We start from the raw sequence: 20,614 nt of genomic DNA, 5'->3' as shown, positions 1-20,614 counted from the left end.
GATTGAGTTAAAGAACACAACAAGCAGGTATCCGGACTTAAATGTGCAGGGCTGTTGCCATGCTGCCAATACACCTTCCCACATCTCTATATCATTATATGCAGTGGTGTAAACCTGAGGTTTAAACTGATTGACGTTTCATTTTTTACCGTTGCGGGGGCAGTGCTGGATTTACACCAGCTTCCCTAAAGCAGAAAGCTTTGACTTGTTGCAAGTTGAGCGCAGTATAAGTCGAGCATGTCATTTAAACAATCTGAATAAATAAATATCAGATCGAACTTTACGCAAGCTATAAAAATTGCTTTACAATGATTTGCTCAATTTTATAGATCGGCTATGACATTGAGGAAATTTTCGAGCCAAATCAATATGCGAACCCGTGCCAAAATTTGTGGAATTACCCGAGTTGAAGATGTACATGCTGTAGTCAATGCAGGCTGTGATGCGATTGGATTTGTATTTTATCCGCCGAGTCCGCGTAGTGTGACTTTAGCGCACGCTGAAATACTGATTCAGACAGTTCCTGCCTATGTACAGGCAGTGGGATTATTCGTAAATAGCAGTGCCGATGAAATTCAGACTATTTTAAAAACCGTGCCGCTGGATATCCTGCAATTTCATGGTGATGAAACTCCAGAGCAGTGTTGGTCAATAGCCAGACAGGTTGGACGCCGTTGGTACAAAGCCATTCAGGTCAAACCCGGTCTGGATGTAGTAGCTGAAATTCAAAAATATCAGGATGCAGGCGCAAGTGCAGTGCTGTTAGACGCATGGCATCCAGACTTAAAAGGTGGAACAGGGCATAGTTTTGACTGGACCACTTTCCCTAAACTCAATATTCCTTTGATCTTGGCAGGGGGATTAAATCCTGACAATATCGAACAGGCAATTCTCACCACACATGCGTATGCGGTGGATGTGAGCGGCGGTGTCGAGTCCGCAAAAGGTATTAAAGACCAACAACTCATCGAACGCTTTATGCAAGGAGTCCTACGTGGATCAGCAAAATAATGTGATTGACTATACCCAATTCCCTGATGCAAAAGGGCATTTCGGTATTCATGGCGGGCGTTTTGTGTCAGAAACACTTATGGCAGCTCTGGAAGACCTGGAGAAGTTGTATTTCCGTATGAAAAATGACGAACAGTTTTTGGCAGAATTCGACCGTGACCTCGCTTACTACGTAGGTCGTCCGAGTCCGCTTTATCATGCTGAACGATGGTCGAAAGAGTTGGGTGGTGCCCAAATTTACTTGAAACGTGAAGACTTGAACCATACAGGTTCGCATAAAGTAAATAACACGATTGGTCAGGCGCTGCTGGCAAAACTGTCTGGTAAAAAACGTATTATTGCGGAAACTGGTGCAGGTCAGCATGGTGTTGCAACAGCAACCATCGCAGCGCGTTTGGGTCTTGAATGTGTTGTATATATGGGGGCAGATGATGTAAAACGTCAGGCCATGAACGTGTATCGTATGCGTTTGTTGGGTGCAAAAGTTGTTGCAGTAGAAAGTGGCTCTAAGACTTTGAAAGATGCCATGAATGAAGCAATGCGCGATTGGGTGACAAATGTTGATACCACATATTATGCAATCGGGACGGTAGCAGGCCCACATCCATATCCACAACTGGTTCGTGATTTCCAGTCGATTATTGGTCGTGAAGCACGCCGTCAGATTCTGGAACAGGCGGGTCGTCTTCCGGATGCTCTGGTTGCTTGCGTCGGCGGTGGTTCAAATGCGATGGGCTTATTCTATCCATTCCTGAATGATCAAGATGTGAAAATGTATGGCGTTGAAGCAGCAGGTCATGGTATCGAAAGTGGTAAGCATTCTGCACCATTGAATGCTGGTCATGTCGGTGTGCTACACGGTAACCGTACTTATCTGATGTCTGACGAACAAGGTCAGATTATCGAAACGCATTCGATTTCTGCGGGTCTGGATTATCCAGGTGTTGGACCGGAACACAGCTTCCTGAAAGATATGGATCGCGTGAAATACGTACCGATCAATGATGAAGAAGCATTACAAGGTTTCCGTGATCTTACCAAGATCGAAGGTATTATTCCTGCGCTAGAAAGCTCACATGCGATGGCATACGTAACCAAACTTGCTCCAACAATGTCTAAAGACCAGATCATCATTGCCACTGTTTCAGGTCGTGGTGATAAAGACTTGATGACCGTTGCAGGTATTGATGGCGTGGAAATGGTTGAGATGTAAATAATTTCCCTAATCCTCTTTACAAAAGAGGGAATAGCCCTCCTTTGAAAAAGGAGGGTTGGGAGGATTTAAAAATCGTATTCAAGCAATTGAGTGCGATTTTTTATTTTTAAAAAGATGGAATATTTTCCAGAAATTTGAATCGTGAATCAGCGACATGGATGTCACCCGTATTTCTGTGAGACAGGAAAGTAGCATCAGAAATACAAAATAGTTTTGTTACTTTTGCCGAAACAAAAGTAATGATTTACTAAAGAATCAATATGCAGACTTATAATGAAAATGGGTGTGCGAGAAAAATGCTTCAAAAACTTTCCTTCAGGTAGATATTACTTTGGAAAAGCCCAAAGTAACCAAAGGTTTTTTAATCAGCAGACATTACATCCTGATAATGCTGCTCAACGGGCGACATCCATGTCGCAAAAAAAGTCTCCTATACAGATAACTAAAATTTTGGATCCTCAGAAAAAGAATAAGATTCAAATGAAATCAAATTCTTGCTAGTAATTTGGCGATAAACGGTAGAAAAATTTCCTTATCAAGACTAAGGAATTAGCATAATATTGAACACGGCTGTATAAACTCTCCGACTTAGATGGAATGCCTTATATGGATTTAATTCAGGCAAATGGACAACCCCGTTACGGACGTTTCAAAGAGATTCCCAAAAGTATCGATTACAATGCTTACCAGTACAAAACTCCTTATGGCCAGATTGTTGCCGGCTGGCGTAAGCATCTTAAATACAAAAAATTCAAATTCTGTAGCATTCAGCATGAACACTACAGTATTGGCGTAGCGATCGCTGATATTGCCTGGGCAGGGCATGGTTTCTTCTATATCTATGATCATCAGACCAATGAAGTACGGGAATGGAATGCGATCAATTTTCTGTCACGTCACACTGTTTTAGATGAACAGCCGCTGTTTAATCATAGTTATTTTCATAAATCTCCATACCAGATTGAAATTCAGCATGCCAATGGTGTGCGTTATATCACTGTGACCAAATATGGAGATATAAAGCTGAGTGCCCGGATTTTCTGTGCCGGAACAGATCCACTCAGTATGTGTAGTCCAACAGGTATTAATGGCTGGACTTATACCCAGAAATTAACGACTTTGGGCTGTGAAGGACATTTTGTTAACAAACAAGGGCAGACCATCCAGTTTAATGAACGTACCTTTGCTTCACTGGATGATACCTGTGGTTTTCTGCGTCCCGAAACAGCATGGTTCTGGTTATCCTGTAATTTTTGGGACACCAAGCAGAACCGGATTGGAATTAATCTTGCATCAGGCGTGAATGAAAGCTTTGGCAATGAAAACTGTTTATGGGTCAACGGCAAGATTTATGCCTTGACCGACGTGCTGTTTCAGCAGGAGTCAGAAAGTCAGTGGAGTATACACTCACTGGATGAGAAGCTAAATTTGCGTGTGACTACGGGCTGGCGCCGTTATGAAAATCTGAATCTGCGTCTGGTCGGTAGCCAGTTTAGCCAATGGCAGGCACGAGTATCCGGGACCATTCAGCAGGATGATCAGGAATATGTATTGCTAGATGAATATGCTTTGCTTGAACAGCATTATGCCAAATGGTAATCATCAGCAGGAAAAAAGCCTTTAGTTAAAGGCTTTTTTATTTTCTTACTTTTATTTTTTTAGTCTTTAGCTGCTCGCCAGAATACTTCACCCGCCTGAATTGGATCATTGGTTTCACTCAGTGTTTTTACCCAGACGTCGTATTGAGCAATCACGGGATGCTGGCTAGGATGGAAATCCTTTTTAAACCAGTCACGATACTGTTTGCCCATACGGGTCAGCTTGCCTTTTTTACCAAAGAACCATGGCAGGCCGCGAATATTCATCTGCAGACGTTGGCGTGGCGTAAACCCGTCATGCTTTAACATCACATTGGCCCGATAAATGGTAAAGCCGATCATCAATACACTGGTCCATGCTAAGGTGAACTTTCGTAGATTTTCTGGTACATCACCTACTTGTTTCATTACATCAAACGCAACATCACGATGTTCCATTTCCTCGATTGCATGCCAGGCAAACAGGGCACGCACATAAGGATGCGCTTCTTTCAAGGTGTCTTTATAAGCATAGAAGGTTTCTGCCATCAGCGCAGTCATATGCTCAGCCGCAGCGGTCATGGCAATGTTGTATTGAGGTGAGCGTTTTTCCAGTTCGAATTTAAAAATTCTGTTTAAACGCTGAATGAATTGATCTACCGGCATACCTTGCTGTTTCATGATCTGGTTCATCTTTTCATGCGCAATACCGTGTTGTGCTTCCTGACGGATAAAGTCTGCTACCCGTTTTTGCAGGTCAGGATCGGCAATTTTGTCGCGGAACAGGCGTACGCTTTGAATGAAGTAGCGTTCACCATCCGGGAAAGTCAGGCTCAAGGCGTCAAACATACGGGTTAGGAAAGGATCACCGCCAAACCAGAAGCGAGGAATTTCATCAAGTTTAAAGTCAAGATTGGTGCGAACCACCGGCTGTACAGTTGTTTTTAATGGTGCATTCATCTTTTGTCATTCTTGTTGATGTCGATGCTGACATTATGTCGACTATTACACAAATTGTTTTGACAGTTATTGCCAATTTTTATACATTTTACGCCAAATGAAAATAAAGCTTGTCAAATTGCTCCACTCATCGAGAATTACACATGCAGGACATACGAATATCAAATGGTTATATTCAACTGTGGGCTACGCATCTGCGCAGCCTGAATATAGAACCCCTGCAGGCTGATTTTCTTAAAGATCTAAATACCCCATTGCGCCATTTAATTGACCAGCCTTTTGATACTGAAGTTCCTCTTGAGTTATTAAACACAGTTATTGAAAGAACCCAAACGTATCTGCATTGTCCGCAATTAATTTTTGAAATTGTCCAGTCTATTCGTCCGGAGCATTTTGGGGTATTGGGTTATATGGCCTCGAAAAGTAGCAGTATTTCCGAGATGATCGGTTATATCATGCGTTTTCAACGGCTAGTAGTGGATGGTAGTGAGTTTGTCCCTCTGCAAATAAAACAGCATGAACAAAGTATTGAACTGTACTGGGATTTTCTGCATGAGAAATATCAGTTGCTGAATGAATTAACGATTGCAGCGATGGTGCAACTGGGTCGTTATATTTTACAGGATCATCCGCTGGTACTACGTTGTGTTCGGTTAGCTCATGCACCGTTGATGGCGCAACGGCATTATCAGAAATTCTTTGGCGTGGACGTGCGTTTTTCTCAGGCCTATTATGGTTTTGAGCTGGACTTACAAGATTTACAATTCAGGTCAGAACAGGCTGATCCGATGCTGTTACAGCTGCTCGTCCGCCAGGCTGAAGAAGCCATTGCTACCAGGTCTTCAAATGAATCAATATTACAGCAGGCACGAAAGATTATTGCTGATCAGCTACGTACTGAATATCAAGCAATCAAAATTGAACAACTGGCACAGCAGCTATGGATGTCATCACGCAGCTTACAGCGTTATTTAAGCGAGCAGGGCAGTTCCTTTAAAAAGTTGCTGGAACAGGAGCGAATGAAACGCTGTGAGACGTTATTACAGCAGGGGCTTAGCCTGACTGAAATTGCTCAGCAGCTGGATTATTCTGATCAATCTGCATTGGCGCGTGCCTATAAAGCTGCAACTGGGCAAACACTTTTACAGGCGCGAAAACTCTTCAAAACAAAGGAAGAAAAATAGAAATAAAAAAGCGACCCATAAGGATCGCTGATTTTTACTTTTACTGCTTAAGCATTTGCTTTGAGTCGGGGAAACCTAAACGCAATTGCCAGTACTGCAAAGATCGCCAGAATCCAGCAATAATAAACGCCACCAATCAATTCTACCGGAGACAACTTGGCAATCGAACAGGCCAGCAATAGCTGTGCGCCGTAAGGAATCAGGCCTTGAACTACACAAGAGAAAATATCCATCAAGGCAGCAGACCGCTTTGGATCAACACCATATTCTTTGGCCACTTCACGTGCCATATCACCAGACAAGATGATCGCCACGGTATTATTGGCCACAAACAAGTTCGAGAAAATTACCAGAAAACTGATACCAATTTCACCGGCACGTTGACGGCCAACTTTAAATAAACGGGTTAGCGCATAGATCCGTTCGATCAGCCAGCGTAAACCGCCTTCACGTTGCATGATGGCGGACAAACCACCGAGAAACATCGACAGCAAAGCGACTTCGAACATCCCGACAAAACCATCATAGATTGAATTATTCAGTTTAAGTAGGTCAAACTCTGATGTCGCGAACAGACCAAATAAGCCCGATAGCAATACGCCAATTGCCAAGACCGCAAGTACATGCAGACGACTAAAGGTCAAGACAAAAACCGCAATATAAGGCAGGACTAATAGCCAGTTAAACTCCTTATATTCCACGCCGCTTGTTGTGCTGGTGTGAAAGAAATAAATCGCAATAGTGACAATTGACGCCGGTACTGCAATCCAGACATTGACCCGGAACTTGTCCCGTAGCTGCACTTTCTGGCTGCTGGTCGCCGCAATCGTAGTATCCGAGATCATCGACAGGTTATCACCAAACATTGCACCGCCGACGACCGCACCAATGGCATGAATCACGGTAATATCCGTGGCTTGAGTAAAGCCAAAGGCAATCGGTGCACAGGCAGCAATCGTCCCCATTGAGGTACCCATTGCGGTGGCAATGAATGCCGAAATAATAAATAGCATCGGCAAGACAAATTCTGGTGGAATCACCGATAGACCCATTTGCACGGTGGCATCGACACTGCCAATAGCACTGCTAACACTGGCAAATGCTCCCGCCAGCATAAACACCATGAACATCAGAATCAGGTTAGGGTGACTGGCACCTTTAAGAAATTCTTCAATACCTTGGTTGAGTTTGCCGCGATACACTAATGCAGCCAAGATAATCGCAGGCAGGGCAGCAACAGGCGCTTTCACCTGATAGAACGCGAACTCGGTTCCAATCATGGTGTGATAAATCCCGCTGCCTAAAAAGATTGTTAAAAATACAATAAGCGGCAACAGTGCAATGGCCCGTGCCTGCACTGTAGCTTCTGAATCAGTCTGCATAGGAGATAGAAAAGTAAAAAAGTGCGCGTAGTATAAAGCAGGTTTTGCAATTTCAGAAAACTTTAAATATATGCGCTAACACCTGTGTTTTTATTCAGTTTTTGGTGATAAAAATAAGTTTATCTAAACATTCAATATTTTACAGAATAGCGAAATTAGTCATCTTTGATCATTGAGAAAAAAATCAAAATATTCGTAAATACTGTCTTTCGGGTTGTTCTGAAATCTTCGCGCAGGAAATGAAATACAATACCGCTTCGCTGTGTACTGTTCAATGAACAAAAAATAGCGTTACAATGCGGTGTCTTGTATTTCTACAATAGTCAACGCTTCAAGTTTGAAAACACGTTAAGGAACGCACAACCCTATGTCACGTTTAGCCACACGATTTGGACAACTTAAATCTCAACAGCGTAAAGCTTTAGTTTCTTATGTTATGGCTGGTGACCCGCATCCTGAGGTGACTGTACCTCTGCTCCATCAAATGGTAGATGCCGGTGTCGATGTGATTGAACTGGGTCTTCCATTTTCAGATCCGATGGCGGATGGTCCCGTGATTGCACTTGCTGCTGAACGCGCACTTGCAGGCGGAACCAATACCCTGAATGCTCTGGAAATGGTGAAAGAGTTTCGTCAGAAAGATAACGAAACTCCAGTGGTTCTGATGGGTTATTTAAACCCTGTTGAAGTGATTGGCTATGAAAAGTTCGTGGCTTATGCTCATGAATGTGGAGTCGATGGTGTACTTCTGGTGGATCTGCCACCTGAAGAAGCAGATGATTTGAAAATCGTATTGCAAAAATACGAGATGGATCAAATCTTCCTGCTGGCGCCAACTTCAACCGATGCCCGTATTCAGCACGTGGTAAAACAGGCCAGTGGCTTTATTTACTATGTGTCACTAAAAGGGGTGACCGGTGCAGCAACTTTAGATGTATCTGAAGCTGCCGCTCGCATTCAGAAAATTAAGACCGAGACAGATGTTCCTGTTGGCGTTGGTTTTGGTATCAGTGATGCTGCATCTGCGAAAGCGATGGGTGTTGCTGCCGATGCAGTGATTGTAGGAAGTGCGTTCGTGAAGCAGTTTGCAACGCTCGCGCCAGAACAAGCCGTTGTCAAAACGGTGAATAAAGTCAAGGAGCTTCGAGCAGCGCTCGATGAGTTAGTATGAGTCAACCAGTCAAATCAGGCAAAATTCTGAGCCCATCGACCCCATGGACGGAACGTACAGTTCCAGGTATTGATGTTCCTGATGAGCAAACCGCACTTAAGGCGACATTTACTGAGCCAACGATTGAGTGCCCAGAATGTCATGCTTTGGTGACACGTACCGCGATGTCATTTAATGCCTTTGTTTGTCCACAATGTGATGAACATCTGAGAATGAAGGCACGTGACCGTCTGAACTGGTTCTTTGACCAAGTACAGACAGAAATGGGTCAGGAATTTAAGGCAAAAGATCCATTAAAATTTGTCGACAGCAAAGCCTATCCAGACCGCATGTCAGAAGCGCAGAAAAAAACTGGCGAAACTGAAGCCTTAGTTGTGATGCAAGGTCTGCTGAAAGGCGTAGCAATGATTGCAACTGCTTTTGAATTTGATTTCATGGGCGGTTCAATGGGTACTGTGGTGGGTGACCGTTTTGTGCAAGCCGCTGAACGTGCGATTGAACTGCAACAGCCATTGATCTGTTTTGCCGCTTCAGGTGGAGCACGTATGCAGGAAGGCATGTTGTCTTTGATGCAGATGGCTCGTACATCAGCTGCAATCCAGCGTCTGAAAGAAGCAGGTCTGCCATACGTAGTCGTGCTTACCCATCCGGTTTATGGTGGTGTAACTGCATCTCTGGCTATGTTAGGTGATGTGCATATTGCTGAACCGAAAGCAATGATCGGTTTTGCGGGTAAACGTGTCATCGAACAAACAGTACGTGAAAAGCTGGAAGAACCTTTCCAACGTGCAGAATATTTGCTTGATCATGGTGTGATCGACCAAATTGTTCACCGTCATGCATTACGTGATACAGTCTATCGTATTGTCACGAAATTGATGAATTTGCCTTGAACACAGCAGCACCTTTAGCAACAGATTCTTTAGATACATGGCTCGATTATTGGAGCCATGTTCACGTTACGGGTATTGATTTAGGTCTGGAGCGGGTCATTCCAGTCGCTGAAAAGCTGGGCGTTACACAGCCTGAAGCCAAAGTGCTGACCGTTGCTGGAACCAATGGCAAAGGTTCGACCACGACCACCCTGGCCGCCATTCTAAATGCGCAAGGTTTGAAGGTGGGTCTGTATCAATCCCCGCATGTGTATCGCTTTAATGAGCGCGTCAAACTATGCGGTATTGAAGTTGAAGATCAGTTGCTGGTAGATGCTTTTGTTGAAGTTGATCAGGCTCGCCGCGAATGTGGTTTGAGCCTGTCTTTCTTTGAAGCAACCACACTCGCTGCCTTTGTTATTTTTAAAAATGAAGCGTGTGATGTATGGGTGCTGGAAGTAGGGTTGGGTGGTCGTCTGGACGTGGTCAATGTCGTCAATCCAGACGTTGCAGTGATTACCAATATTGGTCTGGATCATACCGACTGGCTCGGTGATACCATTGAAAAAATTGCCTTTGAAAAAGCCGGCATTATCCGCCCAAATATTCCGGTGGTTTTTGGCGGACAGCAGGACATTCCTCAAGCGATTTTAGATAAGGCTGCCGAATGTACAGCGCCGTTATACGCCATCAATCGTGATTATTTTTATGAAGCCTTTGAAGATGGTGCATCCTGGGGTTTTGCATCTTCGGGGACAACACTGAAACTTCCGACAGGTTCATTGGCACTGGATAATATCTCGACAGCTGTTGCAGCAATTCTGGTGAGTGGTCTGGAAGTCAGTCAGGAAGCCATTGCACAAGGAATTCAGACGGCAAAATTGCCAGGTCGTTTTGAGATTCGTGAAATTACAAATAAAACTGTGATATTTGATGCCGGGCATAATCCGCATGGGGTCGAGTTCCTGTTAAAACAGTTAAGTCACTATTTAAATCATCATTCGCAGATTTCGGAAGTAGTCTGTGTCTTTTCGATGTTAGGTGATAAAGATATAAATTCTGTAGTCGGGTTATTGAAAGACAGTATCCGATTATGGAAAATTGCACCGTTAAATGTTCCACGTGCAGCAGAGCTGTCGGTATTGACTGATGCTTTAGCCGGGCAAGCGGTGGAAACCTATAACAATGTTAAATTAGCTTTTCAATCAGCGCTGGATGAAACGAATAATAATCAGCTGATCTTAGTGTGTGGTTCATTTCATACGTTAGAAGCGGTATGGGAGTATTTGGAAGAATGTCAATGAATAACAAACAACGCTGGATGGGAGGCGTTGTTTTATTAGGTGGTGGTGTTTTATTGGCAGCATTACTCCTGAAAGGCAAAGCAGAAATTGATCATCATAGTGTGAATGTGCCAGAACAGCCAGCTCAGGTAGAAAGTCGGGATGTAGCTGGTCCGAGTTCATTGACGGTAGATGTTGAAACTGAAAAACGTCTTCTGGAGCAGCAGCGCCGTGACCGTGAAAAGGCCGTGGCTGAGCAGGAAGCACGTGCAGCAGAATTCCTGGCGATGCAACAGCAGGCTGAAGCGGATGCAGCACGTAAGGCGGCTGAAGAATATGCTGCCCTAAATGCACACCGTATGGGCCAGCAAAGCTCAGACAATATTCCACCAGAACTGGTGGAAGATGAACAGGCCAAACAGAAACGTTTAGCCGAAGACAAAGCAGCCGCGCAAAAAAAGCTTGAGCAGCAAAATTTAACCCAGCAGCAAGATTCTTCTGATGCTGTGAAGAAAGAAGCTGAGCGTAAAGCTGCAGAGGAAAAGCGCAAGGCAGAAGAGCGTAAAGTGGCTGAGAAGAAAGAAGCTGAGCGCAAGGCTGCTGAAGAAAAACGTAAGACAGAAGAAAAGCGTAAAGCCGAACAGCAGAAAGCAGAAGAACAGCGTAAAGCGGCTGAGAAGAAAGAGGCTGAACAAAAAGCTGCCGAAGAGAAACGTAAGGCTGAGGAAAAACATAAAGCTGAAGAAGCCAAGAAAAAGGCCGAAGCTGAAAAAGCACGTAAGTTGCTGGAAGGCGAAGATGACAAGCAGTGGATGGTTCAGGTGGCACTGGCTGCCAATGAAGCCAATGCTGATGCGATTGCAGCAAAACTGCGTGCCAAAGGCTATAAGGTGACTAAGAGCCCAACTTCAAAAGGAATACGGATTATGGTGGGTCCATCGAAAGACCGTGAAGCAGCTGATGCGATCCGTAAGAAAATCGCCTCTGATGCCAGTCTGAACATGAAATCAGCCTGGGTTAACGATTGGGTGCCTTTAGATAAACGTTAATTTAAGTCTGCTTTAAACAGATGGATCCGTGAGTTGCTCTCGGATCCATTTTACATTTTCAGGGGTAAATAATTTTTCAATATTGCGCCAGATACTGTGAAAACCATAACCGCCATGTTTCATTTCTTTTACCGCATCATCAATACTCCAGTTCTGAAAAATAATCCGGTACATGGCTACACTGGCACCGGTACGATCAGAACCGTGATAGCAGTGTAATAATACCTTTTCATTATTTTGCCGTGCCTGCTGAATCAGCTGCATCACCTTGAGTAAATCTTCACTTTGCATAGCCCAGGTATGAATGGGTATATGTCTCAGCTTTAGATTTTCATTGTCGAGTATTTCAGAATCTTTATCACGTGAACGCAGGTTAATGACCACATCAATGTCATACTGTTTCAACAAAGGCTTCAGTTCATGGCTGGGCTGTTCACTGCGATAGAGTTCATTACTAATCTGATAGAAATTATATTGTTGATGAATTTCCTGTCCCCAATGCGCAGGACGCTGATATTCTGGTAAGGCAGGTGTAGTCATACAACCAGCTAAGGCAAAGATAGAAACGATAAAAAATGAATAATAATTTTTCATGGTGCTCTGAATTGTAGTTTTAATCACTATTTTAAACAGAATAAAACTTTTCACAAAGAAAAAGCCTGTCTGAAGACAGGCTTAATAGAAAGCTCGATAACCCGGCTCGTCAATGGGTTTTAATCAAAACATGGAAATGAACATTTATGATTTTGACTATCTTGATTTCTATGCTGGAGAGTTGATTACAGCTTAATTTTAGTTTAATGAGCAACTCGGCTTTAGTTTACCGCTTGAAGCATGGCTTCTCGTCTTCTTACGGAATATATTCCTTAGAACGGAACATGGTTTCTATTTGAAACTACGCGCTTCGCTTGTCTTGAGAAAAAACTAAAAGCAGTGCTTTAGCTTTAATGCGAAGCATAGCTTCTCGTCTTGCGTTCGGGCAAGGCAGTGCCCTGCTGATCCTTTACTACGCACTTCGTTTGTCTTGCGCAAAATTAAAAAGGAGTCCTTTTAATTTTGCTCAGGCTGGGGCGTGAGGCGAAGGTAAGGTGTAACAGCCTTATAACCTTTCGGGAAGCGCTGTTTGATTTCTTCCTCGTCTTTCAATGAAGGAACAATCACTACATCATCGCCCTGTTGCCAGTTGGCAGGCGTTGCCACTTTATGGTTATCAGTCAACTGAAGTGAATCAACCACACGTAGAATTTCATGGAAGTTACGACCAGTCGATGCGGGGTAAGTGATGATCAGACGCACTTTCTTGTTCGGATCAATGATCACCAGAGAACGTACGGTCAGTGTTTCACTGGCATTGGGATGAATAAAATCATATAGGGTAGACACCTTACGGTCCTGATCTGCAATGATCGGAAAATTCACGCTGGTATTTTGAGTTTCATTAATGTCTTTGATCCAGCCATGATGTGAATCTACATCATCTACGGATAAGGCGATAGCTTTTACACCACGCTTTTCAAATTCATCTTTAAGCTTTGCAGTAAAGCCAAGTTCAGTGGTACATACTGGCGTATAGTCCGCTGGATGCGAGAACAGAATGCCCCAGCTATCACCTAAAAAGTCATAGAAATTAATTAGACCTTCGCTTGATTGTTGTTCAAAGTTCGGTGCGGTATCGCCTAAACGTAAAGTCATGATATGTGCCTCAAAATTCTGTTATTGGTTTGGATAAAACTAATATGAACCAGTTTTTTTATAATTAAAAATAGCGTTTTTAGCTTTTTTTATGAGCAAAAGTGCATAAAGATAAAATCCATCTATCTGCTTTTGAATCAAACAGCCCTGTATTTTACTATATTGCGTGTTCAAAATTTGCTACATTACGTTGCCTTAGATCTCCGGGCTGGAAGCTGGAATAAGGTTTTTTTATTAAAACCCTTGTAGTTCAAATTTCTAGCACCATAATAAACGACTAAGAACATATTCATTTGACAAGCAAGATTTAGAGAGTCTATTCATGTTGGCAAGTCTGATCGGAGGAATCTTCGGTACCAAAAATGAGCGCGAACTCAAACGCATGCGTAAAATCGTAGACAAGATTAATGCGCTCGAGCCGACGATATCAGCCCTAAGCGATGCAGACTTATCTGCAAAAACTGAAGAATTCAAACAACGATATAATAACGGCGAAAGTCTAGATAAATTACTCCCTGAAGCGTTTGCGGTCTGCCGTGAAGCAGGTAAACGTATTATGGGAATGCGTCATTACGACGTACAGCTGATCGGTGGTATTACCCTGCATGAAGGCAAAATTGCCGAGATGCGTACTGGTGAAGGTAAAACCCTAATGGGTACCTTGGCCTGTTATCTGAATGCTTTAAGTGGTCAGGGCGTACATGTCATTACTGTGAACGATTACCTGGCACAGCGTGATGCTGAGTTAAACCGTCCATTATTCGAATTCTTGGGTTTGAGCATTGGTATCATTTACTCCATGCAAAACCCGGCAGAAAAAGCTGAAGCTTATAAAGCCGATATCACGTACGGTACCAATAACGAATTCGGTTTTGACTATCTGCGTGACAACATGGTGTTCTCGCTGGCAGAGAAAAAGCAGCGTGGTCTGACTTATGCGATTATCGATGAGGTCGATTCGATCCTGATCGATGAAGCACGTACACCATTGATCATTTCTGGTCAAAGTGAAGACTCTTCTCAGCTTTATTCTGCAATCAATAGTATTCCACCAAAATTACATCCGCAAAAAGAAGAGAAAGTGCCGGATGGCGGTCATTTCTGGATTGATGAAAAACAGCGTTCTGTAGAAATCACCGAAACCGGTTTTGAATTTGTTGAAAATGAACTGATTTCTATGGGTTTGCTAGCTGAAGGCGAGAGTCTGTATTCAGCATCTAACCTGAATCTTGTGCACCACGTGACTGCGGCAATTCGTGCGCATTACCTGTATCAACGCAATGTGCATTACATTATCCATGAAGGTGAAGTCATCATTGTTGATGAGAACACGGGTCGTACCATGCCGGGCCGTCGCTGGTCTGAAGGTCTGCATCAAGCGGTAGAAGCGAAAGAGGGTCTGGAAATCCAGCCTGAAAACCAGACGCTTGCAACCACAACTTTCCAGAACTATTTCCGTCTTTATAAAAAACTGTCTGGTATGACCGGTACAGCGGATACTGAAGCTGCGGAAATGAAAGAAATTTATGGTCTGGATGTGGTGCTAATTCCAACCCACCGTCCAATGATCCGTAATGACCAGAATGACTTGATCTACCTGAATCGTGAAGGTAAATACAACGCGATTATTCAGGAGATTCAACGTGTTCATGAAGCTGGTGTAGCACCGATTCTAATTGGTACTGCGACTATCGAAGCTTCTGAAATTCTTTCTGATAAATTGCGAGAAGCGGGCATTCAGCACGAAGTTCTGAATGCAAAACAGCACGAACGTGAAGCAGATATTATTGCCCAAGCTGGTGCACCACGTGCAGTAACCATTGCCACAAACATGGCAGGTCGTGGTACCGATATTTTGCTGGGCGGTAACTGGAAAGCCAAACTCGCTAAAATTGAAAATCCAACAGCTGAAGATGAAGCTCGCTTGAAAGCTGAATGGGAAGAGAACCATGAAGCCGTATTGGCATCAGGTGGCTTGCATATTATTGGTTCTGAGCGTCACGAATCGCGTCGTATCGATAACCAGTTGCGTGGTCGTGCTGGTCGTCAAGGCGACCCGGGTGTATCCCGTTTCTATCTGTCACTTGAAGATGACTTGATGCGTATCTTCGCAGGTGACCGTATCATTGCCATGATGCGTGCCATGGGTCTGCAAGAAGATGAAGCGATTGAGCACAAGATGGTATCGCGCTCAATTGAAAATGCGCAGCGTAAAGTTGAAGCGCGTAACTTCGATATTCGTAAGAACCTGTTGAAATACGATGACGTAAATAACGAACAGCGTAAGATCATTTATTCTCAACGTGATGATATTCTGGCTGAAAGCTCTTTACAAGATTACATCGAAGAAATGATCCGCGATGTCATGAAGGGCATGATTGCCAACTATGTTCCGCCAGAATCTATTCATGACCAGTGGGATATTGAAGGTCTGGAACAGGCATTGAAAGAAGATCTGAACTTCGAATTACCAATAGGTCAATGGTTAGAACAGGACCGTCGTCTGGATGAAGAAGGTCTGGTTGAACGTATTACCGATGAGGTAATTAATCGCTACCGCGAACGTCGTGAACAGATGGGTGCTGAATCTGCAGCAACTTTGGAACGTCACTTCCTGTTGAATTCTCTGGATCGTCATTGGAAAGAGCACCTGGCTGCGATGGATTACCTGCGTCAAGGTATTCATCTACGTGGTTATGCACAGAAAAATCCGGAACAGGAATACAAGAAAGAAGCGTACAACCTGTTTGTGAATATGCTGGGTGTGATCAAATCTGATGTGGTGATGGACCTGTCCCGTATCCATGTACCAACTGCTGAAGAACTGGCTGAGATGGAAGCACAGCAACAGGCTCAGGCTGAAGCAATGCGTATCCAGTTGTCTCATCAGGAATTTGACAGTCTGCTGGAAGATGGGGAAGAAGATCATACCCTGCAAAATGCCAATACAACTTCAGTTGCACCGGTATTTGAAGCGCCTGCAAGCCGTAATGCACCGTGTCCATGTGGTTCTGGTCTGAAATACAAACAGTGTCACGGTAAAATTTAAGTGATATAAAAAATCAGAGCTCCAGGGCTCTGATTTTTTTATGTGAAAAAGTTTTTCAAAAGCACATTTTGAATTGCAGTCCATAATATTAAGTGTTATTTAGTTGCTCATTGGACATCAAATTGCGGACAGACAATGAAAAAAGTATTACAACCGTTGATGATTGCTGCTTTGGCAATCCCTACATTGAGTTTTGCAGCTTCAGAAACCACAACTGTAGATAAAGTCAAACAAGCCATTGGCCCAACGACTGCACCTGTTCAGGTAGATGCAAGCGGTCAGGTGACCGTGGAAAGCCCTCGTACAGGTATCCGTTATACCTTTGCCAATCCGAACCGTCCGATCGTACTACAAACTGCTGCAATTACTGCTGCCAATGCAGCCAATGCTGATCGTATTGTGGCATCTAATCCGGCATTGTCCGCGACTAGTCAGCAACAGGCGAAACAAGTATTGCTAAATGGAGCTGCCCAGCTGGCAAAAAACTAAGTTTTGCTGAGCTTAATAAAACCAGTCACTATGACTGGTTTTTTATTGTGAAAAACCATAAGAAAAGTGAGCGTCTATCAGGCTTTGGCTCGATTTTTTGTCTCAGATCAACTAAGCTGTATTTTTCTAAAACTTCAATATTGGACATTTTAAAATGGCAGTTGGTGACGTATCTATGCCACAGATGCATGTGGTGAAAGGGGTAAAAATTGGTTCGGCAGAAGCGTATGTGCGCTATCAGAACCGACGTGACCTGGTGATATTTGAACTGGCTGAAGGCTCCAATGTTGCAGGTGTATTTACCCAAAATGCTTTTTGTGCAGCACCGGTTCATGTGTCTAAGGCACATTTGACAGTAGGCAATCCACGTTATTTAGTGATTAATACGGGTAATGCAAATGCTGGTACAGGCCCAACCGGTATGGCAAATGCAGAAGCAACTTGTGCAAAGCTTGCTGAGATTGCTGGCGTAAAACCAGAGGAAGTACTTCCATTCTCAACAGGTGTGATTGGTGAGCAACTACCAATGGAGCGCCTATTGAGCGGTTTACAGCCAGCACTAGACTCATTGCGTGATGATGCATGGGTAGATGCAGCGACAGGGATTATGACCACAGACACCACACCAAAAGGTGCTTCTGAACAGTTCGAAATAGATGGCATCACCTATACCATGACTGGTATTTCTAAAGGTGCGGGCATGATTCGTCCGAATATGGCGACCATGTTAGGGTATGTAGCCACCGATGTACCGATTAGCCGTGAACTGGTTCAACAGTTGCTATCTACAACAGTGAACGTGTCATTCAACCGTATTACTATTGATGGTGATACTTCAACCAATGACTCTTGTATTTTTATTGCGACTGGACAGGCGGGCGGTGTTGAAATCAGCTCTACTGAAGATCCACGTTATGCAGTAGTTCTTGAAGTACTTGCACGTACCATGAAACGTTTGGCTCAATTGATCGTACGTGATGGTGAAGGCGCGACCAAATTTATCACTGTGGCAGTTGAGGGTGGGGCGAATACACAAGAATGTTGTGATATTGCCTATAGTATTGCCCATTCTCCGCTGGTGAAAACAGCGATCTTTGCTTCTGATCCAAACTGGGGGCGTATCCTGGCTGCGATTGGTTATGCTGGTGTGGCAAACTTAGACGTTGCAAAAATTCAGGTTTGGTTAGATGATGTACAAATCTGTAAAGATGGTGGTGCAGCGGCAGATTACACGGAAGAAGCTGGTGCGCGAGTGATGTCTCAGGCAGAAATGACTATTCGTGTTGACCTTGGACGAGGTACAGCGAAAGATACGGTTTATACCTGTGACCTGTCTTATGACTATGTCCGAATCAATGCGGACTATCGTTCATAATGCTGACTTAATTCAAAAGCCTCCGTCTGGAGGCTTTTTTATACTTTTAAAATTTTTATTGAATGGTCAAAAAAAGGCATATTGCCAAAACTGACCGGTATGTGATGTAGGGTGGATGTCTGGCGTAAGGCAGGCATATAGGAAAAGAGAAGATGTTGTTATGAATGATGCAACCAAACTGATAGCCAATGAAGCCAAATCAATTGTGCAGGCACATTTGGACCGCCTGGGTGAGACGAAAGAGCATCAATTAAGTGAACAGGCCAAGCAGGAAAAGTTTGCACAGATCCAGGCAGAGCTTAAAAAGCGTGATGCTGTACTGGTCGCACATTATTACTGCGATCCTGAAGTTCAGGAACTGGCAGAACTCACCGGTGGTTGTGTGTCTGATTCATTGGAAATGGCTCGTTTTGGTCGCGATCATCCAGCGTCTACCTTGGTCGTCGCTGGTGTAAAATTTATGGGGGAAACTTCAAAAATTTTATCACCGAATAAAACTGTACTTATGCCAACATTAGAAGCGACCTGTTCACTGGATCTCGGCTGTCCTGTCGATGAATTTACCAAGTTTTGCGATGCTCATCCTGATCATACTGTAGTGGTTTACGCCAATACTTCGGCAGCTGTAAAAGCACGTGCGGACTGGGTGGTGACTTCAAGCTGTGCAGTAGAAATTATCGAGCATTTAGATAGCTTAGGTGAAAAAATCATTTGGGCGCCAGATCAGCATCTTGGTCGTTATATTCAAAAGAAAACCGGTGCAGATATGTTGCTATGGGATGGTGCGTGCATTGTGCATGAAGAATTCCGTTCACGTGGCATTGCCAATATGAAAGCGCTGTATCCAGATGCTGCGGTACTGGTACATCCTGAATCCCCTATGTCTGTAGTTGAAATTGCAGATGCTGTTGGAAGTACCTCGCAACTGATTAAAGCTGCTCAGACTTTGCCTAATGAGCGACTAATTGTGGCAACAGATCGCGGTATATTCTACAAAATGCAGCAGGCTGTACCGAACAAGATCCTGATTGAAGCACCAACTGCTGGAGAGGGAGCTACCTGCCGCTCATGTGCGCATTGTCCTTGGATGGCGATGAATGAACTTGATGGTATTCTGCATGTGTTGCAACATGGTGATCAGGAAATTCATGTCGATCCTGCTTTGGCAGAACGGGCAAAATTACCACTTGACCGGATGTTGGACTTTAGTGCAGGTCTAAAACGTTAGAATTTGTATAAAAAATGTCTGAAATGCTTGATAAATATACGCTTGAAGCGATTTTTTGATTTTTTTTAAATATAGGTGTTGACGTCTTTGGGCGTCGCGCCTAGAATGCACACCGTACCAAGCGATTAGCTTGATACGAAAGCTGAGATGAATCGGAGCATAGCACAGCCTGGTAGTGCACCTGGTTTGGGACCAGGGGGTCGTAGGTTCGAATCCTACTGCTCCGACCAATTCTTCAAGGCGGATGATAAGTATCATCGGTAAAGCGCTTGTAGCTCAGTTGGATAGAGCATCCGCCTTCTAAGCGGATGGTCACAGGTTCGAATCCTGTCAGGCGCGCCATTTGGTTGCCTGGTATTTTAGAATCAAAATGATGGTGGATGTAGCTCAGTTGGTAGAGCCCTGGATTGTGATTCCAGTTGTCGCGGGTTCGAATCCCGTCATTCACCCCAACTTTTAAAGTTGAAATCGGAGCATAGCACAGCCTGGTAGTGCACCTGGTTTGGGACCAGGGGGTCGTAGGTTCGAATCCTACTGCTCCGACCATCTCCTTAAAGATGGTCGAGATAAAAGATACCGCGTTAAGCGGTTTTTTTATGCCTGAAATTTAATAATTCAAATAAAATTAGAATGAGTTTTTAAATTACTTCTCAATTAGATTACTTATTTCTTTAAATATTCTGCTTTGTATATTGTCTGACTTTATTGAGATAATTTTGCTTTCGTCTGATGTGATCACTGATTGGTGGTCCAATAATATAACCATAAGTAATAACGATGCTGAAACCATTATTGCGGCACTACTTATTGAAAATAACAAGCTTGAAGTAATTATCTATATTTCGCTAAAAGATATTTATCGGGGTTTTTCTTGAGGATATGTTTTAAAAGTATGAAAAATTATTTTTTGAAATGATAAGAATGAGCGGTTGCTAAAAGAAAAGATAATGAATATTTAAATAAAAAATTATATGAAGAGTAATCAGTTTATATGCAGATTTAGAGAAAGGTAATGAAGCTTTTTATAAGAAAGACAAAGAAAATATTAAGTAACATGCCCGATTCTGTACCATTTT

At 43.5% G+C, this 20,614-nt stretch carries 16 protein-coding genes, 4 tRNA genes and 1 riboswitch; of the genes, 16 read left to right on the top strand and 4 right to left on the bottom strand.

Features of this window, described 5'->3' with window-relative positions; all coding sequences use genetic code 11:
• Window positions 1-5: 5 nt before the first annotated feature.
• A riboswitch (cobalamin riboswitch) is annotated at window positions 6-224 on the bottom strand.
• Between the two features lie 145 nt (window positions 225-369).
• From BK820_RS13095 to BK820_RS13080, 3 genes are all read left to right on the top strand, one after another.
• On the top strand, window positions 370-1,011 hold the full coding sequence (locus BK820_RS13095; protein ID WP_008304226.1) for a phosphoribosylanthranilate isomerase: 642 nt from the start codon (window positions 370-372) through the stop codon (window positions 1,009-1,011).
• Window positions 995-2,224, top strand: coding sequence for a tryptophan synthase subunit beta (trpB, locus tag BK820_RS13090; protein ID WP_004816119.1), 1,230 nt, complete (start codon window positions 995-997; stop codon window positions 2,222-2,224). Before BK820_RS13095 ends, trpB begins: the two co-directional genes overlap by 17 nt.
• Before the next feature lie 609 nt (window positions 2,225-2,833).
• Window positions 2,834-3,826, top strand: a complete 993-nt coding sequence (locus tag BK820_RS13080; protein WP_071321174.1) for a DUF2804 domain-containing protein — start codon at window positions 2,834-2,836, stop codon at window positions 3,824-3,826.
• Window positions 3,827-3,885: 59 nt separating this feature from the next.
• Here the strand turns inward: BK820_RS13080 and BK820_RS13075 are convergent, their stop codons facing one another.
• A complete protein-coding gene (locus tag BK820_RS13075) occupies window positions 3,886-4,764 on the bottom strand; it encodes a metal-dependent hydrolase (protein ID WP_071321173.1) in 879 nt (292 codons plus the stop codon).
• A gap of 143 nt (window positions 4,765-4,907) precedes the next feature.
• Here BK820_RS13075 and BK820_RS13070 point away from each other — a divergent pair, with 143 nt between their 5' ends.
• On the top strand, window positions 4,908-5,948 hold the full coding sequence (locus tag BK820_RS13070; RefSeq protein ID WP_071321172.1) for a helix-turn-helix domain-containing protein: 1,041 nt from the start codon (window positions 4,908-4,910) through the stop codon (window positions 5,946-5,948).
• A 47-nt stretch (window positions 5,949-5,995) separates the two neighbouring features.
• Here BK820_RS13070 and BK820_RS13065 read toward each other — a convergent pair whose 3' ends face one another.
• The gene (locus BK820_RS13065; RefSeq protein WP_071321171.1) at window positions 5,996-7,330 is read right to left on the bottom strand and encodes a Na+/H+ antiporter NhaC family protein; all 1,335 of its coding nucleotides are present in this window, start codon (window positions 7,328-7,330) and stop codon (window positions 5,996-5,998) included.
• A 367-nt stretch (window positions 7,331-7,697) separates the two neighbouring features.
• On the opposite strand from BK820_RS13065, the gene trpA reads away from it, so the two are divergent.
• From trpA to BK820_RS13045, 4 genes are read left to right on the top strand one after another with little or no spacing between them, the layout of a single operon-like run.
• Window positions 7,698-8,501, top strand: coding sequence for a tryptophan synthase subunit alpha (gene trpA, locus BK820_RS13060; RefSeq protein ID WP_071321170.1), 804 nt, complete (start codon window positions 7,698-7,700; stop codon window positions 8,499-8,501).
• Window positions 8,498-9,394, top strand: a complete 897-nt coding sequence (gene accD, locus BK820_RS13055) for an acetyl-CoA carboxylase, carboxyltransferase subunit beta (RefSeq protein ID WP_071321169.1) — start codon at window positions 8,498-8,500, stop codon at window positions 9,392-9,394. The genes trpA and accD overlap by 4 nt, the downstream gene beginning before the upstream one ends.
• Window positions 9,391-10,677, top strand: a complete 1,287-nt coding sequence (folC, locus tag BK820_RS13050) for a bifunctional tetrahydrofolate synthase/dihydrofolate synthase (RefSeq protein ID WP_071321168.1) — start codon at window positions 9,391-9,393, stop codon at window positions 10,675-10,677. Before accD ends, folC begins: the two co-directional genes overlap by 4 nt.
• On the top strand, window positions 10,674-11,705 hold the full coding sequence (locus BK820_RS13045; protein ID WP_071321167.1) for an SPOR domain-containing protein: 1,032 nt from the start codon (window positions 10,674-10,676) through the stop codon (window positions 11,703-11,705). Before folC ends, BK820_RS13045 begins: the two co-directional genes overlap by 4 nt.
• 12 nt (window positions 11,706-11,717) lie before the next feature.
• Here BK820_RS13045 and BK820_RS13040 read toward each other — a convergent pair whose 3' ends face one another.
• Both BK820_RS13040 and BK820_RS13035 read right to left on the bottom strand, forming a co-directional pair.
• Window positions 11,718-12,299 (bottom strand): dual specificity protein phosphatase family protein, encoded by a 582-nt coding sequence (locus BK820_RS13040; RefSeq protein WP_171249858.1) that lies wholly within the window; start codon window positions 12,297-12,299, stop codon window positions 11,718-11,720.
• Window positions 12,300-12,755: 456 nt separating this feature from the next.
• Window positions 12,756-13,397 carry a peroxiredoxin gene (locus tag BK820_RS13035; protein WP_004816142.1) on the bottom strand — a complete coding sequence of 214 codons (642 nt, stop codon included), beginning with the start codon at window positions 13,395-13,397 and terminating at the stop codon, window positions 12,756-12,758.
• Window positions 13,398-13,719: 322 nt separating this feature from the next.
• Between BK820_RS13035 and secA the strand changes: the two genes are divergently transcribed.
• The 8 genes from secA to BK820_RS12995 all read left to right on the top strand — a co-directional run bounded on the left by secA (window position 13,720) and on the right by BK820_RS12995 (window position 20,084).
• Window positions 13,720-16,446, top strand: coding sequence for a preprotein translocase subunit SecA (secA, locus tag BK820_RS13030; RefSeq protein WP_004816144.1), 2,727 nt, complete (start codon window positions 13,720-13,722; stop codon window positions 16,444-16,446).
• A 135-nt stretch (window positions 16,447-16,581) separates the two neighbouring features.
• A complete protein-coding gene (locus tag BK820_RS13025) occupies window positions 16,582-16,935 on the top strand; it encodes a hypothetical protein (RefSeq protein ID WP_071321166.1) in 354 nt (117 codons plus the stop codon).
• Window positions 16,936-17,089: 154 nt separating this feature from the next.
• Window positions 17,090-18,310 (top strand): bifunctional glutamate N-acetyltransferase/amino-acid acetyltransferase ArgJ, encoded by a 1,221-nt coding sequence (gene argJ / locus BK820_RS13020; RefSeq protein WP_071321165.1) that lies wholly within the window; start codon window positions 17,090-17,092, stop codon window positions 18,308-18,310.
• A gap of 160 nt (window positions 18,311-18,470) precedes the next feature.
• Window positions 18,471-19,538 carry a quinolinate synthase NadA gene (gene nadA, locus BK820_RS13015; protein WP_071321164.1) on the top strand — a complete coding sequence of 356 codons (1,068 nt, stop codon included), beginning with the start codon at window positions 18,471-18,473 and terminating at the stop codon, window positions 19,536-19,538.
• A 153-nt stretch (window positions 19,539-19,691) separates the two neighbouring features.
• A tRNA-Pro gene (locus BK820_RS13010) sits at window positions 19,692-19,768 on the top strand.
• 35 nt (window positions 19,769-19,803) lie between these two features.
• Window positions 19,804-19,880 (top strand) — tRNA-Arg (locus BK820_RS13005).
• Window positions 19,881-19,914: 34 nt separating this feature from the next.
• Window positions 19,915-19,990: transfer RNA gene (locus BK820_RS13000), tRNA-His, on the top strand.
• Window positions 19,991-20,007: 17 nt separating this feature from the next.
• A tRNA-Pro gene (locus tag BK820_RS12995) sits at window positions 20,008-20,084 on the top strand.
• Window positions 20,085-20,614: the final 530 nt, after the last annotated feature.

The sequence above is a fragment of the Acinetobacter sp. LCT-H3 genome, assembly GCF_001866125.1.
GTDB classification, from domain to species: domain Bacteria; phylum Pseudomonadota; class Gammaproteobacteria; order Pseudomonadales; family Moraxellaceae; genus Acinetobacter; species Acinetobacter schindleri.
Note: the sequence above shows the minus strand (reverse complement) of the source record. Positions and strands in the feature narration are given on the sequence as shown.